This is a genomic window from Marisediminitalea sp., from assembly GCF_984433645.1.
In genome coordinates, this window is the sequence record NZ_CFIDRX010000012.1 from 18,407 (window position 1) to 35,288 (window position 16,882).

General features: G+C 46.7%; 16 protein-coding genes. 14 read left to right on the forward strand and 2 right to left on the reverse strand.

What is annotated here, in order from left to right:
• Positions 1 to 10: 10 nt before the first annotated feature.
• The 12 genes from AC4MRN_RS03090 (at position 11) to AC4MRN_RS03145 (ending at position 12,493) form a co-directional block, all read left to right on the forward strand.
• A complete protein-coding gene (locus AC4MRN_RS03090) occupies positions 11 to 1,789 on the forward strand; it encodes a metallophosphoesterase family protein (protein WP_491202491.1) in 1,779 nt (592 codons plus the stop codon).
• A gap of 133 nt (positions 1,790 to 1,922) precedes the next feature.
• The gene (dusA, locus tag AC4MRN_RS03095; RefSeq protein ID WP_073325224.1) at positions 1,923 to 2,969 is read left to right on the forward strand and encodes a tRNA dihydrouridine(20/20a) synthase DusA; all 1,047 of its coding nucleotides are present in this window, start codon (positions 1,923 to 1,925) and stop codon (positions 2,967 to 2,969) included.
• Between the two features lie 190 nt (positions 2,970 to 3,159).
• The gene (locus AC4MRN_RS03100) at positions 3,160 to 3,438 is read left to right on the forward strand and encodes a hypothetical protein (RefSeq protein WP_073325225.1); all 279 of its coding nucleotides are present in this window, start codon (positions 3,160 to 3,162) and stop codon (positions 3,436 to 3,438) included.
• A 592-nt stretch (positions 3,439 to 4,030) separates the two neighbouring features.
• On the forward strand, positions 4,031 to 4,309 hold the full coding sequence (locus AC4MRN_RS03105) for a hypothetical protein (protein ID WP_073325226.1): 279 nt from the start codon (positions 4,031 to 4,033) through the stop codon (positions 4,307 to 4,309).
• Between the two features lie 626 nt (positions 4,310 to 4,935).
• Positions 4,936 to 5,604: a phage shock protein PspA gene (pspA, locus tag AC4MRN_RS03110; RefSeq protein ID WP_073325227.1), complete on the forward strand. Its 669-nt coding sequence runs from the start codon at positions 4,936 to 4,938 to the stop codon at positions 5,602 to 5,604.
• Positions 5,605 to 5,671: 67 nt separating this feature from the next.
• On the forward strand, positions 5,672 to 5,875 hold the full coding sequence (locus AC4MRN_RS03115) for a PspC domain-containing protein (RefSeq protein WP_073325228.1): 204 nt from the start codon (positions 5,672 to 5,674) through the stop codon (positions 5,873 to 5,875).
• Positions 5,875 to 6,204 (forward strand): hypothetical protein, encoded by a 330-nt coding sequence (locus AC4MRN_RS03120; RefSeq protein ID WP_370240082.1) that lies wholly within the window; start codon positions 5,875 to 5,877, stop codon positions 6,202 to 6,204. Before AC4MRN_RS03115 ends, AC4MRN_RS03120 begins: the two co-directional genes overlap by 1 nt.
• A gap of 145 nt (positions 6,205 to 6,349) precedes the next feature.
• Complete coding sequence (locus AC4MRN_RS03125) at positions 6,350 to 7,354, forward strand: DUF2333 family protein (RefSeq protein ID WP_491202492.1); 1,005 nt, start codon at positions 6,350 to 6,352, stop codon at positions 7,352 to 7,354.
• Positions 7,355 to 7,357: 3 nt separating this feature from the next.
• Positions 7,358 to 8,116 (forward strand): TIGR04219 family outer membrane beta-barrel protein, encoded by a 759-nt coding sequence (locus AC4MRN_RS03130; RefSeq protein WP_073325231.1) that lies wholly within the window; start codon positions 7,358 to 7,360, stop codon positions 8,114 to 8,116.
• A gap of 90 nt (positions 8,117 to 8,206) precedes the next feature.
• Entirely contained in the window at positions 8,207 to 10,039 is a 1,833-nt protein-coding gene (locus tag AC4MRN_RS03135) for an assimilatory sulfite reductase (NADPH) flavoprotein subunit (protein ID WP_491202493.1), read from the forward strand.
• A complete protein-coding gene (gene cysI, locus AC4MRN_RS03140) occupies positions 10,039 to 11,751 on the forward strand; it encodes an assimilatory sulfite reductase (NADPH) hemoprotein subunit (RefSeq protein WP_491202494.1) in 1,713 nt (570 codons plus the stop codon). Before AC4MRN_RS03135 ends, cysI begins: the two co-directional genes overlap by 1 nt.
• A complete protein-coding gene (locus AC4MRN_RS03145) occupies positions 11,744 to 12,493 on the forward strand; it encodes a phosphoadenylyl-sulfate reductase (protein WP_491202495.1) in 750 nt (249 codons plus the stop codon). The genes cysI and AC4MRN_RS03145 overlap by 8 nt, the downstream gene beginning before the upstream one ends.
• Positions 12,494 to 12,538: 45 nt before the next feature.
• On the opposite strand, the gene AC4MRN_RS03150 is transcribed toward AC4MRN_RS03145, so the two are convergent.
• On the reverse strand, positions 12,539 to 13,447 hold the full coding sequence (locus AC4MRN_RS03150) for a TIGR03899 family protein (protein WP_491202496.1): 909 nt from the start codon (positions 13,445 to 13,447) through the stop codon (positions 12,539 to 12,541).
• A 127-nt stretch (positions 13,448 to 13,574) separates the two neighbouring features.
• On the opposite strand from AC4MRN_RS03150, the gene AC4MRN_RS03155 reads away from it, so the two are divergent.
• The gene (locus AC4MRN_RS03155; protein ID WP_491202497.1) at positions 13,575 to 15,815 is read left to right on the forward strand and encodes a two-component system response regulator; all 2,241 of its coding nucleotides are present in this window, start codon (positions 13,575 to 13,577) and stop codon (positions 15,813 to 15,815) included.
• A 6-nt stretch (positions 15,816 to 15,821) separates the two neighbouring features.
• On the opposite strand, the gene AC4MRN_RS03160 is transcribed toward AC4MRN_RS03155, so the two are convergent.
• Positions 15,822 to 16,307: a uracil-DNA glycosylase family protein gene (locus AC4MRN_RS03160; protein ID WP_491202498.1), complete on the reverse strand. Its 486-nt coding sequence runs from the start codon at positions 16,305 to 16,307 to the stop codon at positions 15,822 to 15,824.
• 201 nt (positions 16,308 to 16,508) lie between these two features.
• Between AC4MRN_RS03160 and AC4MRN_RS03165 the strand changes: the two genes are divergently transcribed.
• Positions 16,509 to 16,823 (forward strand): pyridine nucleotide transhydrogenase, encoded by a 315-nt coding sequence (locus AC4MRN_RS03165; protein WP_255051901.1) that lies wholly within the window; start codon positions 16,509 to 16,511, stop codon positions 16,821 to 16,823.
• Positions 16,824 to 16,882 lie beyond the last annotated feature (59 nt).

Sequence of the window (16,882 nt, forward strand, 5' to 3'; positions counted from 1 at the left end):
GGCATGAGAAATGGGACGCATTTTGATTCGAACTTTGTATGTGGCAATTTCATATTTTGTTTTGACTGGCTGCGCTATTGATAATGCAGAGCCGCAACATGAACTAAGTGGGGTGATTGAAGAACAGCCAAAAACAACAATCGCTTTTCTGGCTGATATCCATTTACATGATGTCGTTGCCAGTGCAAAAAAGCTGGATACGTCGGATCTACCTCGTCTTGCAAATGGGTCGCCAGTGTTGATCCGCAGTATGCAGGCGCAATTGCACTCTACCAGGCTGTTTAACGAAAATTATTTCGTCCTTAGAGCGATCCTGGATGAGCTTGCTAACAAGGGGATTGAGTTAGTCGCACTCCCCGGTGATTTCTCGGATGACGGTCAGCCCGCAAATACTGAAGCGTTGGCCAATTTACTTGATGAGTATCACACTCGATACGGTATGCGCTTTTTTGCTATTAACGGTAATCACGATCCTGTCAGGCCTTTCACCCGGCCAGGTGGTAAAGTAGATTTTCTCGACAAGCACGGTAAAGAGGTCGTTGTAGCCAGTAATGACCATCCAAAGTGTATTAGTAATACTGCCTGGCAATGTTCTGATGCGTTTCGCGAGTGGGGGTATAGAGAAATTGCTCGCACACTGATTCAACATGGATTCTCTCCCTCATCCGAAGATCAGTATTATGAAACGCCTTTTGGCACAACTGATCTGGATAAAAGAGGGTGGCAGTGGTGTGAGAACGACAGCGACGACGCGTGTGTTTTTATGCCCGATATGAGTTACGTGGTAGAGCCTCAAAAAGACATATGGCTATTGGCTATAGATGCCAATGTTTATGAACCTGTTGGGAAACTTTCAGACCGAAAATTCAAAGGCTCAGGAAATGCAGGCTATAACGCCTTAATGGTTTACAAACCTGAACTTATAAAGTGGATAAAAAGTGTCGTTGAACGAGCTCGTCGAAAGGGTAAACGGTTGGTTTCTTTCAGTCACTTTCCCATGGCTGATTTCTACGATGACACCAAAAATGAACTGGTGACTTTATTCGGCGAAACGAGTATGCAGTTGAAACGAATGCCAACGCCGGAGACGACAGCTGCGCTGGCGCAAACGGGTTTGCGTCTTCACATGGCCGGACATATGCATTTATATGACACCCATACGCCCGGATCCGCAACAGGGCTGGTAAATGTTCAGGTTCCGTCTCTAGCAGCGTGGGTGCCGGGTTATTCATTGGTTACCCTGAACAGCGACAACTCTGCTGATGTCGATACTGTTATTCAGTCTTCAGTTCCGGGGTTCAACAGCCTGTTTCCAATATACAGGAAGGAACGGGAGCAACTTAGGATAAGCACAGATTCAGCTTGGTGGCCCGACATACTTGAAGCGGATGATTACCTGATGTTTACCGATGCGCATTTACGAGGTGTTGTTCATCATCGCTTTGTTGGTAAAGAATGGCCGAAACCTTTGGCAAAATACATTTCTGAGCATTCAATCGCTGATGTTATTACGCTTTTATTCGGGGAAGTATCCATCGACATAGCAGATAAAAAAACACTGGAAATGCCGGCAATGACACTCGCCTATGATTATTATCGGATACGGAATGCAGGACGATTTGTTGATTTAAAGGGGCGTGAGGCGCTTTATGAACGTTTAGGGACAAGGTTAGAGAACACGACGAATTCAATGTCTGGTATGCAACTTCAGATAAAACAACTACTAAAACTGCTCGCGATCGCTAACCAAAGACAGGATCCTACTCACATTCATGTTACTGGGGTGTAGCGACATATTGCCTGCTTTTCGACCATGTCGTGCGCCAGGTAAATGTGCTAGTATTCGCGCCCCGCATTTAACTGTGCCCGCTGGTGTCAGTTTGCGTCTTGTAAGTTAACCTGAGATATGAGAGATAAACGCAGTGTCTGAAGTTGAGAAAAGTAAGGAAAATATCGGCAGGCAAGCCATTAACCGGTGTATTTCTGTCGCCCCCATGCTGGATTGGACTGACCGCCATTGCCGCTATTTTCTGCGATTAATATCTCGTCATACATTGCTCTACACTGAAATGGTGACAACCGGTGCCATCATCTTTGGCAAAGGCGATTATCTCGGCTTTAACAACGAAGAACATCCTGTTGCCGTCCAATTGGGCGGCAGTAACCCTGACGACATGGCCCGCTGTGCTGAAAAAGCACAGGCTTACGGCTATGACGAAGTGAATATCAACGTTGGTTGTCCGTCTGATCGTGTTAAAAATGGCAGTTTTGGTGCGTGTTTAATGGCACAACCGGAGGTGGTTGCCGACTGTGTTAGCGCCATGCAAAAGGCAGTGGATATTCCGGTTACGGTTAAGTGTCGCATCGGTATAGACGACATGGACGAATACGAGGACTTCAGCCGCTTTATTGATGTGGTTGCCAATGCCGGTTGCGATACGTTTATTGTGCACGCGCGCAAAGCCTGGCTGCAGGGATTAAGTCCTAAAGAGAATCGTGACATTCCGCCGCTAAACTACCCGCGCGTGTATCAGCTCAAACAGTCTCATCCGGAACTCACCATCGACATTAACGGCGGAATCACAACACTGGCACAAACTGACGAGCATCTGCAACATGTTGATGGCGTAATGATTGGTCGTGAAGTTTACGCAAATCCCTATATTTTAGCTGAAGTAGACAAGCGTTATTATCAGGACGATACGCCGGTATTGACCCGGGAGGAGATTGTTGCGGCGATGCAGTCGTATATTGATCGCCAGGACGCTCCTTACTTCAAGCCTTGGCACGCAGTGCGTCATATGCTCGGTTTATTCCAGGGCCAGCCCGGTGGACGAGTATGGCGCCGTTACCTGAGTCAAAATGGCACTGGCAAACAGCCTGATCCCCAGCTGCTCACGAACGCCTTAGCAGCAATGAAAGAAACTGCGCAACGGGCTAACGACTATCAATCGTCCTCTGTTGGTTAATTTAACCACAAGGTTGGTCTAATTTGCTAAAAAATGGATCGTGTGATTTTTGTACAGTCTGGGTGGTTCGGTACGGGATCTAAATTAACTAGTTAAAACAATCGGTTAAATTTTAAAGACGATCTGGCACAGGTTTCGCTATTAAGTTGGCAACATAGACATTGTTCAACTAAACGAAGAGGAAACCACCATGAAAGTTAAATCAATTGTTATGACAGCTGTTGTTGCGTTAGGTCTTGCTGTAAGTGCTCAGGCAAATGCTGAAGAATCTGCGGTACAGCGTTTAATGGGAAGCTTAATTTCAAACGCAGTCACTGCTACGCAGGCTGAGATTGCACTGGAAGTTCAGCAAAACATTGCCAATACTACTTACCACTTGTCACTGAATGACATGCCAGTAGGTAAAGTGTCGGTACAGGAAATTGCCTCTAACGAGGTGAGCGAGGAAGACAAGAACACTGCAGAGTAATGGTTGGTATGCGCATGATGTACGCACAGCCATTACTGATCAGTTATGTACTGTTTCTGCCGGTGTTGATATTTAGTATCTTTGCGTTTTTGCTCTCATTGGTAAATACCGTGAAGCAAAAGATAAAACCGCACTTCACCAGCAAATTAAGACAGATTCGAAGGCACAGGTAACCGTAAAAACGTTACCTGTTTTTGTTTGTAGCCCTAACAACGTTGTAGATTTAGCTCTCATTGCTTTAAACCTCCCTATCTGATTTCACACTTCTGCACATAGTCCATTCGCTGTTTATCCATTGCATTCCCAAACCTGTTCCAACGTTTTTAGCCTGGTTTTACATAATAGTCCCAGCAGCGCCGTGGCGAGCCTGGCACGTTGATTTTTAGCTGTGGTTAAATTAACCAATCGAGTGGTTAATTTCACTACTCGTTGATTTGTTTAGTTTAGAGGAATACGTCCTAGAAAATTTAAAATTCAATAAAACGCAATAAAAACAGTTGTTTATGAGTTTTTTCAAAGCTGGCACAGCTTTCGCAATCAGTTATAGCGTAAGCAACTTAATCTTTTATTTATTATTGAAAAGGAAATTATCATGAAACTTAAATCAATCGTTGTGACTTCAGTTATCGCTTTAGGCTTAACTATGAGTGCTCAGGCAAACGCTAATGAATCAGCCCTGCAACGTTTAATGGGTAGCCTGATTTCAAGTGCAGTCAGTACAACACAGGCAGAGATTTCAAACAGCGTTCAACAAAACATCGCAAACGTGACTTACCATTTGTCACTGTCTGACGCTCCGGTAGGCTCTGTGTCTGTGCAAGACCTGGCAAAAGTAGAAGAAGTGAAAGAAAGCAACACGGCTGACGAATAAGTACCAAGGTAAGCATGATGTACGCTCAGCCCTTACTCATCAGCTATGTATTGTTTTTGCCGGTAGTGAGTTTCAGTGTCTTTGCTTTTGCGCTGTCGCTGATAACAACGGTAAAACAAAAAATTAAGCCGCATTTTGCTAATCATGCAGGCAATCCGGGACTCTCCCGAAGGTACAGGTAACCGTCAAACGTTACCTGTTTTTTTATGTGCGGAAACCGCAAGCTGCTTCGTTAACTTCCCTGTCAGTACTCTTCGATCACCCACATTCTTTAACCTCTGTTTTTGCTGGATCCCAACCAGAACCCGGCTGCGTGAAGGCATATCACTTTGCACCCATTAGCTGAACGCGCTGGGTCAAAATCAATTTTGGCTACGCATGTTTACGCTGAGTGAGCTCACACAAATTCTCATTAATAGCTGCCGAATTTATACGTTGGTGAATATCGCTAATAGCTTGGTCAATTTGACTAATCTGTTTAACGATTCAGCATGAAACGGAACGGCTAGAACATCGGGAATTAATAATTTTCAATAAAAACAATAGGTTAAAAGTTGGCACGTGAATTGTAATCCCTATAGCAAGTATCAAGTAATTTTGAATTGAATCAAACTGGAGGCTACACCATGGGAATGTTCACAAGAATCAATGACATCATCCAATCTAACATCAACGCACTACTGGACAAGGCTGAAGACCCTGAAAAGATGATTCGCCTGATCATTCAGGAGATGCAGGAAACACTGGTAGAAATTCGCAGCCTGGCAGCAAAACACCTGGCAGAGCAAAAAACGCTCAACCGTCAGGTCGAGGCGCTTGAGAAGCAAGCGCAACACTGGCAGGAAAACGCCGAGCTTGCAGTGAGTAAAGGTAAAGATGATTTGGCCCGCGCTGCGCTGGTCGAGAAACAAAGTATCGAAGCGAAGAAGGCGGCTTTGGAAGAGCAACTGACCCGATTAGACGAAATCCTGGGTTCTGTACAAGACGATACGGCCCGTTTGAATGAGAAGTTAAGCGAAGCCAAAGCAAAGCAAAAATCTCTGGTAATGCGTCGCGAGTCAGCTGTTGTTCGTATGCAGGCCAAGCAAGCTTCACACAGCGACAAAATGGAAGGCGTCATGGCCAAGTTCGAACACTATGAGCAACGCGTGGACGAGCTGGAAGCAAAAGTAGATGCCTATGACCTAACTGCATCAGAGCCAAAACGCTCACTTCAGGCCGAAATTGACGCGCTGAAGAAAGATGACGATATCGATAAGGCATTAGCCGAGCTGAAAGCGAAAAAAGTCGCTTAAGCAGCAGATATCAGGCCCGGCAAGGTGCCGGGCCACAACCCTGACCTATTCACTGAGGATGTAAGCCATGAAAACGATTTATGACAACGACAGAGTTACCCGGGATTTAAGCCGCGCCGTTATATCAGGTGTGTGCGCAGGTGTTGCACGTTACTTCAAAGTAGACCCGGTATGGGTTCGTGCAGGCGCCGCGCTGGGACTAGTGTTCGTACCTATGATCACGTTGCCGGCTTACATTGCAGCCGTTGTATTGTTGCCCCGGAGGTCGTAATGAAAAATCTGATTATCGCAATACTCATTGCGGTGTTGTTGAGTCAGGCTCTGGGCGGTATTGGCGAAGAGTTCTTTGACCTACACATCATGATGGGAGATGACTTATTGAGTGGTTCATTGGAGTGGATAGTGATGGCAGGTGTTTGCGTTTTATTAGTGGTAGTCGGTTTCATTGTTGCAATTAGTGTCGCTGCTGCGGTTGGTGTTGCGGTTGTCGCTACGCTAATTGGTCTGCTGTTTGCTGGCGTGAGTGTGTTTTGGCCGGTGTTACTTATCATTGGTGTGGTAATGTTGCTTGGCCGGAATAAAAATTCGGTAGCTCACTAAGTCTAAAATACGCGAATTGCTGTAAAACTGTGATTAACGCGAAGCGATTTACATTGAATGCGTTACGCAATAGCATAGTCGGCATATTCTGAAAAAAGAGGCAGTATCTGCCTCTTTGACTTTTCGGCAGCAAATAAGGATTTTTATGAAACAGTATCTCAATGCAAAGTCCGTAGGTTTAACCGCAGGCATCCTCATTGTTGTTTTCTGGTTAATTGGTGTGTATTGGAGTTTCGAACCTTCAACGTTCGATGTCAGGGCAAATGCAAAAGCGCAACTGAGCTCAACAACCACCAGTGGTGTGCCTGAAGATGTGCCCGGCTACACTGTTACCGCTACCTTAATTACCGTTGCAGAAACCCTGATGGATAAACCGGGTGGCTATTTGTCTAATGACGTTACACCACCGTCAGTATTACTGGACAATATGCCAAGCTGGGAATTCGGCGCGCTGGAAATGGTACGTGACATGGCGCTGTCGATGCGCAAGGATTTCAGTCGTTCTCAGTCACAATCACTGGAAAACCCACAGTTAATCAAAGCCCAGCCTAAGTTCAATATCGACAGCCGCAGTTGGCTGTTTCCTTCTGCAGAATCGCAATATCAAGAAGCCATTGAGTTTTTAGCCGACTATCGAAATGAATTGGCAGACCCTGCCCAGGGCGACAGCCAGTTTTATACCCGTGCCGATAATTTACGAGAATGGTTAAAGCAGGTTGAAAAGCGTTTGGGCAGTATGTCGCAACGCCTGAGTGCCAGTGTTGGCAGTGAACGGGTGAATACTGATTTGGCCGGCGACTCAGCGGCATCAAACTCTACACCGCGTCCCAGTGCATTACAAAATAAAACCAGCTGGTGGCAGTTGGATGACGTATTTTATGAAGCGCGTGGTGCAACATGGGCACTTTTACACCTGTTAAAAGCGGTAGAAGTGGATTTTGCCGACGTGCTTGACAAGAAGAATGCGTTAGTTAGTTTACGTCAGATAATCAGAGAGTTAGAGGCAACGCAGCAGACAATTTGGAGCCCCATGATCCTCAATGGCAGCGGCTTTGGTATGTTAGCTAATCACTCGTTAGTTATGGCGAACTATATTTCTCGTGCAAATGCAGCCATAATTGAGTTGTCTGAATTACTCAATCAAGGATAAACGATGAAAAAACGTGTATTAGCGGCCGTAATGGGAAGCCTGTTTTTAGCGCCTGTTGCCAAAGCAGATATGTTGCTGGGTATTTATGCCGGGGCTCAGGGTTGGAATACTTCCACTACGGGCGGTTTTTCTGAAAGCTCGACAGGGAGTGCTACATTTAATTTTGACGATGAGACTAATACGTCTTTTTATGTCGCTTTTGAACATTTCGTGCCGCTGGTACCGAACGTAAAAGTCAACTACACCAGTCTGGACAGCAAAGGGAACACCGATCTACAGGCGTCGTTCGACTTTGACGGTAATACGTATGAAGAAAATACGACGTTGCTGACCGAAACGAACATTGATACCACTGACTTTATCTTGTACTACGAGATTTTCGACAATGATTTAGTGAGCTTCGATATTGGTGTAAACGGTAAATACATTGATGGCACTTTGTATGTAGAAGATGCCGACAGTGGCGAAAGTGGTGAAACGGCATTCAAGGGTATTATTCCAATGGCCTACAGCCGTGTGCAGGTTGGTCTGCCATTTACCGGTTTGTCTGCGTATGCCGAAGGTAGCTACTTGTCGTTTGACGACCACAAGGTGAGCGACTTCCAGGTTGCATTAACTTATTCATTTGTAGAGAACCTGGCAATCGATATGACACTACAAGTTGGCTATCGCGATATCACTGTTGATATCGAAGATCTTGACGATGTATACGCCGATTTAGGCTATGACGGTGTGTTTGCCGGACTGGAAATTCACTTCTAGTCCATTCAGTAATAAAAAAGCTAATTTTATTCTTTCCAGTTATCAGTAAAACTCATTAGCCTTGTAGCATGCAAATAAGGCTAATGAGTTATGTCAGCAAATTCTAATCAAACAAACGGCGCACCCGGGCCGATTATCAGTGAGCCGCAATGGAATGCCATTACGCAGGCTATTGCCGGGTTAAACGCACAGCAGCTTAGCTGGGTAAGTGGCTATCTGGCCGGTTTGGCTGCATCTGGTCAAGCGTTGCCGCAATCGGCAGGTACCGTTGCCAGCGCAGAAACTGCAGGTGATGCACCGGTTCTGACTATTCTGTATGGTTCGCAAACGGGTAATGCCAAAGGCATTGCACAATCTTTGCAAGCCAAAGCAGAAGCGGCAGGTTACACCAGCAAATTGCTAAGCATGGCTGATTACAAGCCACGTCAAATCAAAGCAGAAACCCACGTAGCGATTGTTGCCAGTACTCACGGAGAGGGTGAGCCGCCAGATGACGCTATTGAACTGCACGAATTCCTCGGAAGCAAAAAAGCGCCTAAGAATGCCAATCTGAAATACTCGGTATTGTCGTTGGGTGATTCCAGCTACGAGTTCTTCTGCCAGACAGGTAAAGATTTCGATGAGCGTTTAGCAAAGCTTGGCGGCACAGCAGTCGTACCTCGTGTGGACTGCGACGTTGATTATGAAAGCGAAGCGCAAGCCTGGTGCGAGAAGTTTATTGAGTCGCTGAAAAGTGACTTCACGGCAAAAGCCGGTGCGGCAGTAGCTATGCAACAAGGTAGTGCGGTACAAGCGGTCGCTGCGGCACAAACTTACACCAAAAAAGCACCTTATACTGCGACTTTGCTGACGTCACAGAAAATTACTGGTCGTGACTCGGTGAAAGATATTCGCCACATCGAAATCAGCCTCGAAGACTCTGGTATTCAGTACCAGGCGGGTGATGCACTGGGTGTATGGTTCAAAAACGACACTGCGTTAGTAGAAGAGCTGATCGGTTTAATTGAAGCCAATGCTGACGAAAGTGTGGAAGTCGACGGACAGTCGCTGACACTGGCCGAGGCGTTAATCAGTAAATTGGAATTAACGCTAAGCTACCCGGGATTTGTGAAGGCGTATCAGGAAGCCACAGGCTCTGAAGCGCTGGCTAAATTACTGGAAGACAAAGCGGCGTTGCGTGAATACCTGGCAGACCGACAAATCGCTGATATTGTTCGCGATTATCCTGCAGCGGTTGCGGCACAAACTTTTGTAAACGCATGTCGTCCAATTACACCGCGTTTGTATTCTATTGCTTCGAGCCAGTCTGAAGTAGAAGACGAAGTTCACCTGACCATTGCACACGTTGATTACGACGCGTTTGGTAAGCGTCATCAGGGTGGTGCGTCTGGTTACCTGTGCGAACGTCTTGAGGAAGGCGGTGAAGTAGACGTATTCGTAGAGCCTAACGATAACTTCCGCTTGCCAGCGAACCTGGATACGCCAGTTATTATGATTGGACCGGGTACCGGTATTGCGCCGTTCCGTTCATTTATGCAGGAACGGGATGCCCAGGGTGCAGAAGGCAAGAATTGGTTGTTCTTTGGTAATCCTAACTTTACCCAGGATTTCCTGTATCAGCTGGAATGGCAGGCCTATGTGAAAAGTGGCTTGTTAAGCCGCATTAGCCTGGCTTTCTCTCGCGACCAGGCTGAGAAAATTTACGTGCAGGATCGTTTGCTGGAAGAAGGCAAAGATGTTTTTGCATGGCTGGAAGAAGGGGCACACGTGTATGTGTGTGGTGATGCAAACCGCATGGCAAAAGACGTAGAAAACGCCTTGCTGGACATTATTAAAACCCACGGTAACAAAGACGATTCGGAAGCCAAAGCGTACTTGCTGGCTCTGCGTAAAGCAAAACGATATCAGAAGGATGTCTATTAATGAGTGATTCTAAGTCTCCTTATATTGTAGAAGGCAAGCTGGCTGACAACGAGCGTTTGAAAGCCCAAAGCCGTCATTTGCGCGGAACCATTGAAGCCGATCTGAAAGACCCGTTAACCGGTGGTTTTACCGCCGATAACTTTCAGCTGATCCGCTTCCACGGTATGTACCAACAGGACGACCGTGACATTCGCGCAGAACGTAACAAACAAAAACTGGAACCGCTGCACAATGTCATGCTGCGTGCTCGTTTACCAGGTGGCATCATTACACCTGAGCAATGGCTGGTTATCGACAAGTTCGCCGAAGAACACACCATGTATGGCAGTATTCGTTTAACCACGCGCCAGACATTCCAGTTTCACGGTGTATTGAAGCCAAACATTAAGTTGATGCACCAGACACTGAACAAAGCCGGTATTGATTCGATTGCTACCGCGGGTGACGTAAACCGAAATGTGTTGTGTACGTCTAACCCTGTTGAATCTCAGGTACATCAGCAAGCCTATGACTGGGCGCGTAAGATCAGTGAGCACTTACTTCCTAAAACCCGCGCTTATGCCGAAATCTGGTTAGATGGCGAGCGTTTGGAAACCACTGATCAAGAGCCTATTCTGGGTGACAACTACTTGCCTCGTAAGTTTAAGACGACGGTTGTGATCCCGCCGCAAAACGATGTGGACGTACACGCAAACGATCTGAACTTTGTAGCCATTGCTGAAAATGGTGAACTGGTAGGTTTTAACGTACTGGTAGGTGGTGGTTTGGCCATGACCCATGGCGATAAATCAACCTACCCGCGCAAAGCTGATGACTTTGGCTTTATTCCTCTGGAGCACACGCTGGCTGTTGCTGAAGCAGTAGTAACTACGCAGCGTGACTGGGGTAACCGTGTAAATCGTAAAAATGCGAAAACCAAGTACACCCTTGAACGCGTTGGTGTAGATAACTTCCGTAAAGAAGTTGAACAGCGTGCCGGTGTTGAGTTTGCGCCAAGCCGCGCTTACGAATTTACCAGCCGTGGTGACCGTATTGGTTGGGTTGAAGGTATCGACGGTAAGTTCCACCTGACCCTGTTTATCGAAAATGGCCGAATCCTGGATTATCCGGGTAAGACCCTGAAAACCGGTTGTCTCGAAATCGCGAAGATTCACCAGGGCGATATGCGAATGACCGCTAATCAGAACCTGATCATAGCGGGAGTACCGGCGGATCAGAAAGACGCTATTGAAGCAATTGCTCGAGAACATGGACTGATTCAGCCTGATGTTACCCCTCAGCGTATGGATTCAATGGCGTGTGTTGCCTTGCCGACTTGTCCGTTGGCGATGGCCGAAGCTGAGCGATTCCTGCCAGGCGCGGTAGATCAACTGGATACGTTAATGGCCAAGCACGGTCTGAGCGATGACAGTGTTATCTTCCGTGTTACCGGCTGTCCGAATGGCTGTGGTCGTGCGATGTTGGCGGAAGTCGGCCTTGTTGGTAAAGGGCCTGGTCGCTATAACCTGCACCTTGGTGGTAACCGTGAAGGTACGCGTATTCCTCGCATGTATAAGGAGAACATCACCGAGCAGGAAATTCTGGACATTCTGGATGACCTGTTAGGCCAGTGGGCGGCAAATCGTCAGACTGGCGAAGCGTTTGGTGATTACGTGGTACGCGCAGACATCATTAAACCCGTGGTAAATTCCGCTCAGGATTTTTATGACTAATCACGAACTAAGCCAGATTAGTCAGCCGCTCAGCCTCGATATTTCCGAGTCTGAGCTGGCTGAAATCAATCAGGAACTGGAGCAAATGGACGCGGCCAGTCGGGTACGTTGGGCCATGGCCAACCTGCCTGGTGAGCACATTGTGTCGTCGAGCTTTGGCGCACAATCAGCGGTGATGCTGCATTTGTTGACCCAGGCCAGACCTGATATTCCGGTTGTGCTAACCGATACCGGCTATTTGTTTCCGGAAACTTATCAGTTTGTTGATGAACTGGTTGAAAAACTCAACCTGAACTTAAAAGTGTACAGCTCAGACATCTCTCCTGCCTGGCAAGAAGCGCGTTTCGGCCGCTTGTGGGAAAAAGGCATTGAGGGCATTGAGCAGTACAACAAAATGAATAAGGTTGAGCCCATGCAGCGCGCGTTGAAGGAGCTCAACGTAGGTACTTGGTTTGCTGGTCTACGCCGTAGTCAGGCTGACACGCGTCAGCGTTTGCCTGTGTTACAAAAAGTCGGAAAGCAGTTCAAACTGTATCCGATAATCGATTGGTCTAACAAAGACTTACATTACTACCTCAAAGACAATGGCTTGTCTTACCATCCGCTTTGGGAGCAGGGGTATGTATCGATTGGCGACTGGCACACAACGCAATCCCTTCAGGAAGGCATGAGCGAACAGGATACCCGTTTCTTTGGGTTGAAACGTGAGTGCGGCCTTCATGAATTCGGTGACGGCATTTAGCCGTCACTGCCTTTTCCTCTTCCTGTCAACAGGCCTTAACCTGTCTTAACTAGTCACCGTGAAGTAGCGGTGAAACAGTTGCTGCATGTCAGCCAGCAAGTTCGCTGATTCATTGCGCGGTATTAATTTCGCAAGTTCCGCACCTACCGACGTAAAGCGATAATACGTTAACCACAGACTGGCATGTTTAGGCGACAGTTGTAGCTGCGTTTTCGAATACTTCAGCAACTGCGACATCCCTTTTGGTAATAGCCCGGTTTCGACCTCTGTTGCATATAACAACTTCATGTTGCTCAAGGCCAGTATGTCGGTGTAGGTAAGGCCATGTTGAGACAATTGCACTGCGCCATTCGACGCAGGAGACAGCAAGCTCAGCAGTCCGGCTTTAACGTGATACCCGGTTATGATGACAGGTGTAGGATCCTGATTCCGTCGGCAGGCTAATTGACAGGCCCGGCTGAAAAGTTCGGCATCTCGCTGAGTCAGTTTAGTCAGTGTTTCCAGCGTCCTAAGCGAAAAGCTACCTGGTCGTTGCACTTCAACGGCAAGGATCTTTCCCCATAACTCCTGCATTTCAGCTGCATAGATATTTTCCGCCATAGCAGTAAAAGCGTGAAACCAGTCCGGGTCAATTTGTTCTGTTGAACTTTCTGAGTAAGACACGCCCATAGCAATTGTCATAATACTCTTTAAGTTGTTTAACCGGTTTTGCTCTTTTAATCGTCTGAAATTAGCCAATTCCTGAGGTTCGAAGCCCCTGAAATCGACAACATGGGGAGTAACGCCTATTTGCGCAAACCAATAGCTAATACGCTGCTGCATTGCGGTACCGGATACGCTGCTTTGCTGAGAACCGGCCTTTTTGCGACCAGATGTTGAGTCGGGCTTAACGCCTGGCTTTTGCGTCGTTATACCTCCGGCGAGATGAGGTGGCGCATTTGAAGGTATTTTCATCTATTTGAACACTAAAAGTGGCGAAGATACGTACTTGTGTATTACTTTAGTGTATAGCGAGATTGCTTTGCAAATTGGCTTTTAAGCGGTAGGATGGGGTTAATATGTATGAGATACCAAAGTACTGATGTCAGCGGAATACGATAACGACGAGCTGGTTTTCCTAGATGAAGATAGTCATCAGGAGCTCGATGATAAAAATAAGCGGCAGTGGAATATTCTGATTGTTGATGATGATGAAGAAATTCACACTGTCACAAAGCTCGCGTTGTCTGGCTTGGTTGTACATGATCGTACTCTCAATTTTTTGCATGCAAACTCAGGTAAGCAGGCAAAGGAAGTCCTGGATGAACACGGGCGCGACGTCGCAATATTATTGCTCGATGTTGTTATGGAAACCGACGACGCGGGGTTAACCGTCGTTGAGTATCTGCGTGAGACCCTCAAGCTGCATGAGCCGCGTATTATTTTACGTACCGGACAGCCAGGTTTTGCTCCCGAAGAGCAAATCATCAAAACCTACGACATTAATGACTACAAGATGAAAACTGAACTGACGCGGGCAAAATTGCTCACGACAGTCATCTCTTCAATTCGGTCTTATCAACAAATTCTTACCATTAATCAAAGCCGGTTAGGCTTGCAGAAAATTATTCACTCATCCGCCAACCTGCTGGAAGAACATTCTATCAAGGGCTTTTGCGAAGGGATTGTTACTCAAATCAGTTCGCTGATTGGCCTGGAAGCTGAGGGCATTGTGTGTGCCAGAGCCGGGTCCGTGTTAGACAGAGACGATGATGGCGTTTATGTACTGGGCGCAGCAGGTGACTATGCACCGTACATCAACGAACGCATCGAAGAATTGCACAATGAATTAATTGTTGACAGTGTATCGCGTTGCTTGCGTCAAAAAGAGCATATCTTCGGTGAAGGTGTGTCGATTTTGTATCTCAACAGTTCAGGTTTCGAAGCCGCGGTGTATTTGAATCTGTCACATGATATTAGTGACTTAGATCGACAATTGCTGGAAGTTTTCTTAACCAGCATTTCTGTAGGCTATGAAAACGTATATCTGTTTCACGAACTTCGCAATGCGGCGTTTCGCGATTGGCTTACCCGATTGCCCAACCGCAATGAATTTATCAAAATTCTGGACACACATTCTAAGGTAAACCAAAACACTCAGCTGTGTGCAGCCTTGGTTGATGTTAATCAGTTTTCTGATATCAACGACGGGCTTGGCCAGGAAACCGGTAATGAACTACTCAAAGCCGTAGCGAATCGATTAAATGAGAGCTTCGGTGCCGATGTACAGAAGGGGCGTATCGCCGCGGACGTATTTGGCCTGCTAGGCCCGGCAAATGTGGTTACTCCCGATAAAATCAATGCCGCCTTTCAACACCCGTTTACCGCAGACGACCATACCATGCCGCTTAATGTAACGATTGGTCTGTGTGAGTTGGATGACAAGAATAAAGTGTTGGGCGTTGATTTGCTGAAGCGTACTAACATTGCGCTGAATCGGGCTAAAAAGGTACCCAACACCAATTACGAGTATTTTGCGCCTGAGATTGAAGAGCAGACTACCTGGCGTCTACACCTTATTCGACGTCTGCGATCTGACTTTGCTAATCGCAAACTAGAACTGTGGAGTCAGCCGCAAATTGAGTTGGCAAGTGAAAAAGTGATCGGCATGGAAGGGTTGTTGCGTTGGCCTGATGGCAACGGTGGCTATATTTCACCGGCGGAGTTTGTGCCATTAGCTGAGTATTCCGGGCTGATTGTTGATATTGGTCATTGGGTACTGGAAGAGTCCTGCCGCCGTTTGCAAGAACTTAAAAAGCTGGGCTACCCACATTTGCGTGTCGCGGTGAACGTGTCTATTCCGCAATTCCGCGACCCGGAATTCGTCAATAAAGTGAAGCGTTTACTGACTGAGTACAATTTGCCACCCAGCCTGTTGGAGCTGGAAATTACCGAAAGCGTGGTAATGGATGAGCCACAAATTGTTATTGATGCACTCACTGACTTAAAAGAGTTTGGTGTCACCATTGCTATCGATGACTTTGGTACAGGCTTTTCGTCTATGAGTTATTTACAAAAGCTTCCTTTGCATCGTTTAAAAGTGGACCGTTCTTTCGTTAAGGATATTGGTGTGGGTGAATCCGCCCTGATCGCCGAGACCATTGTGACGCTGGGTAATAAGCTCGGACTCGTTACCATTGCTGAAGGAATAGAAAAGCGTGAACAAGCCAATCACATGATTAAGTTGGGCTGTGACGAGGCGCAAGGTTACTTGTTTGGCAAACCCATGCCGTTTAACGAACTGATTGCGTTTTTGGCGGAGCATGACGCGAATAACGGTTAGTGTCCGCTATTTCAAATAAGCGTGTAATTTATTTCTGATGGTGCTGAGCTGATTGTTAAGCGCCGCTTCATTCTGCTTTAACCACCGGTTGTTTCTGCCTGATGGGTGAGGCAATACAAACATACTCTCGTCACCTACGTGGGCATTGACCGCTTCAGTGAGCGTCGAATAAGTTGGCAAATAGTATTTCTGTGCATAACTGCCGACCAGAATAGTAAGGTCTGGCTCAATCAATTGCCATAATTGGTTATGCCACGCTGGAGCACATGCCGGACTGGGCGGTGCATCCCCTCCGTTTTTCTTTCCAGGATAGCAAAAGCCCATTGGCATAATGGCAAACAAGGTGGGGTCATAAAATTGGCTGCGACTTACATTCAGCCAGCCCCGTAGTCTGTCCCCGCTGGGATCATTCCACGGAGTATGACTGTTGTGGGCTAACAGACCCGGGGCCTGACCAATAATTAAGATCCTGGCGTGAGGGTGAAGTTGCACAACCGGTCTGGCTGGAAGAGGGAGTGATGATTGGCACAAGCTGCAGTGACGTATATTTTCCAGCGTATGCTGGAATGTACCTGAGTATATTTTATTATTCGTGTTGCTTGTCATAAAGCTGTAACAAAACTATGTTCTTCGATTGAAAAATCGTCAGCAATGCAGTAGTATTAACATATCGTTAATTATTGGAGAAGTCCCATGCGTAAATTTTTAGTAGCTTCTGTGCTGGCGGCAAGTGCTTTCACGGCGCAGGCAAACGCGGGTAACGATAAAGCTTTTGCATGCATGGATGCCAAAACGTTTGAAATTAACAGCAGCTGCATGGTTGATACGATCAGTAACAACGTGCAATTTAAAGCCGCTCAACAATCTATCGTTGAGGCCGCCAACGCAAACTCGGCTGAATACGCCATTGCCACAATGACGTTTGACGCTAAAAAAATGACAATTGATATCGTTGCTCACCGAGATGCATTGCTAGTAAAAAATAACCTGGCACAGCCTAATCGCTAATCGCTTAAAGCATAGTAAACAAAAAACCGGAGCTTGGCTCCGGTTTTTTGTTTCTGGTG

What these genes read in the sequence shown, in the direction of transcription:
- AC4MRN_RS03090 (WP_491202491.1), top strand. Translation starts at nt 11, where the DNA reads ATGGGACGCATTTTGATTCGAACTTTGTATGTGGCAATTTCATATTTT.
- AC4MRN_RS03100 (WP_073325225.1), top strand. Translation starts at nt 3,160, where the DNA reads ATGAAAGTTAAATCAATTGTTATGACAGCTGTTGTTGCGTTAGGTCTT.
- AC4MRN_RS03105 (WP_073325226.1), top strand. Translation starts at nt 4,031, where the DNA reads ATGAAACTTAAATCAATCGTTGTGACTTCAGTTATCGCTTTAGGCTTA.
- pspA (WP_073325227.1), top strand. Translation starts at nt 4,936, where the DNA reads ATGGGAATGTTCACAAGAATCAATGACATCATCCAATCTAACATCAAC.
- AC4MRN_RS03115 (WP_073325228.1), top strand. Translation starts at nt 5,672, where the DNA reads ATGAAAACGATTTATGACAACGACAGAGTTACCCGGGATTTAAGCCGC.
- AC4MRN_RS03120 (WP_370240082.1), top strand. Translation starts at nt 5,875, where the DNA reads ATGAAAAATCTGATTATCGCAATACTCATTGCGGTGTTGTTGAGTCAG.
- AC4MRN_RS03125 (WP_491202492.1), top strand. Translation starts at nt 6,350, where the DNA reads ATGAAACAGTATCTCAATGCAAAGTCCGTAGGTTTAACCGCAGGCATC.
- AC4MRN_RS03130 (WP_073325231.1), top strand. Translation starts at nt 7,358, where the DNA reads ATGAAAAAACGTGTATTAGCGGCCGTAATGGGAAGCCTGTTTTTAGCG.
- AC4MRN_RS03135 (WP_491202493.1), top strand. Translation starts at nt 8,207, where the DNA reads ATGTCAGCAAATTCTAATCAAACAAACGGCGCACCCGGGCCGATTATC.
- cysI (WP_491202494.1), top strand. Translation starts at nt 10,039, where the DNA reads ATGAGTGATTCTAAGTCTCCTTATATTGTAGAAGGCAAGCTGGCTGAC.
- AC4MRN_RS03145 (WP_491202495.1), top strand. Translation starts at nt 11,744, where the DNA reads ATGACTAATCACGAACTAAGCCAGATTAGTCAGCCGCTCAGCCTCGAT.
- AC4MRN_RS03150 (WP_491202496.1), bottom strand. Translation starts at nt 13,447, where the DNA reads ATGAAAATACCTTCAAATGCGCCACCTCATCTCGCCGGAGGTATAACG.
- AC4MRN_RS03155 (WP_491202497.1), top strand. Translation starts at nt 13,575, where the DNA reads ATGTCAGCGGAATACGATAACGACGAGCTGGTTTTCCTAGATGAAGAT.
- AC4MRN_RS03165 (WP_255051901.1), top strand. Translation starts at nt 16,509, where the DNA reads ATGCGTAAATTTTTAGTAGCTTCTGTGCTGGCGGCAAGTGCTTTCACG.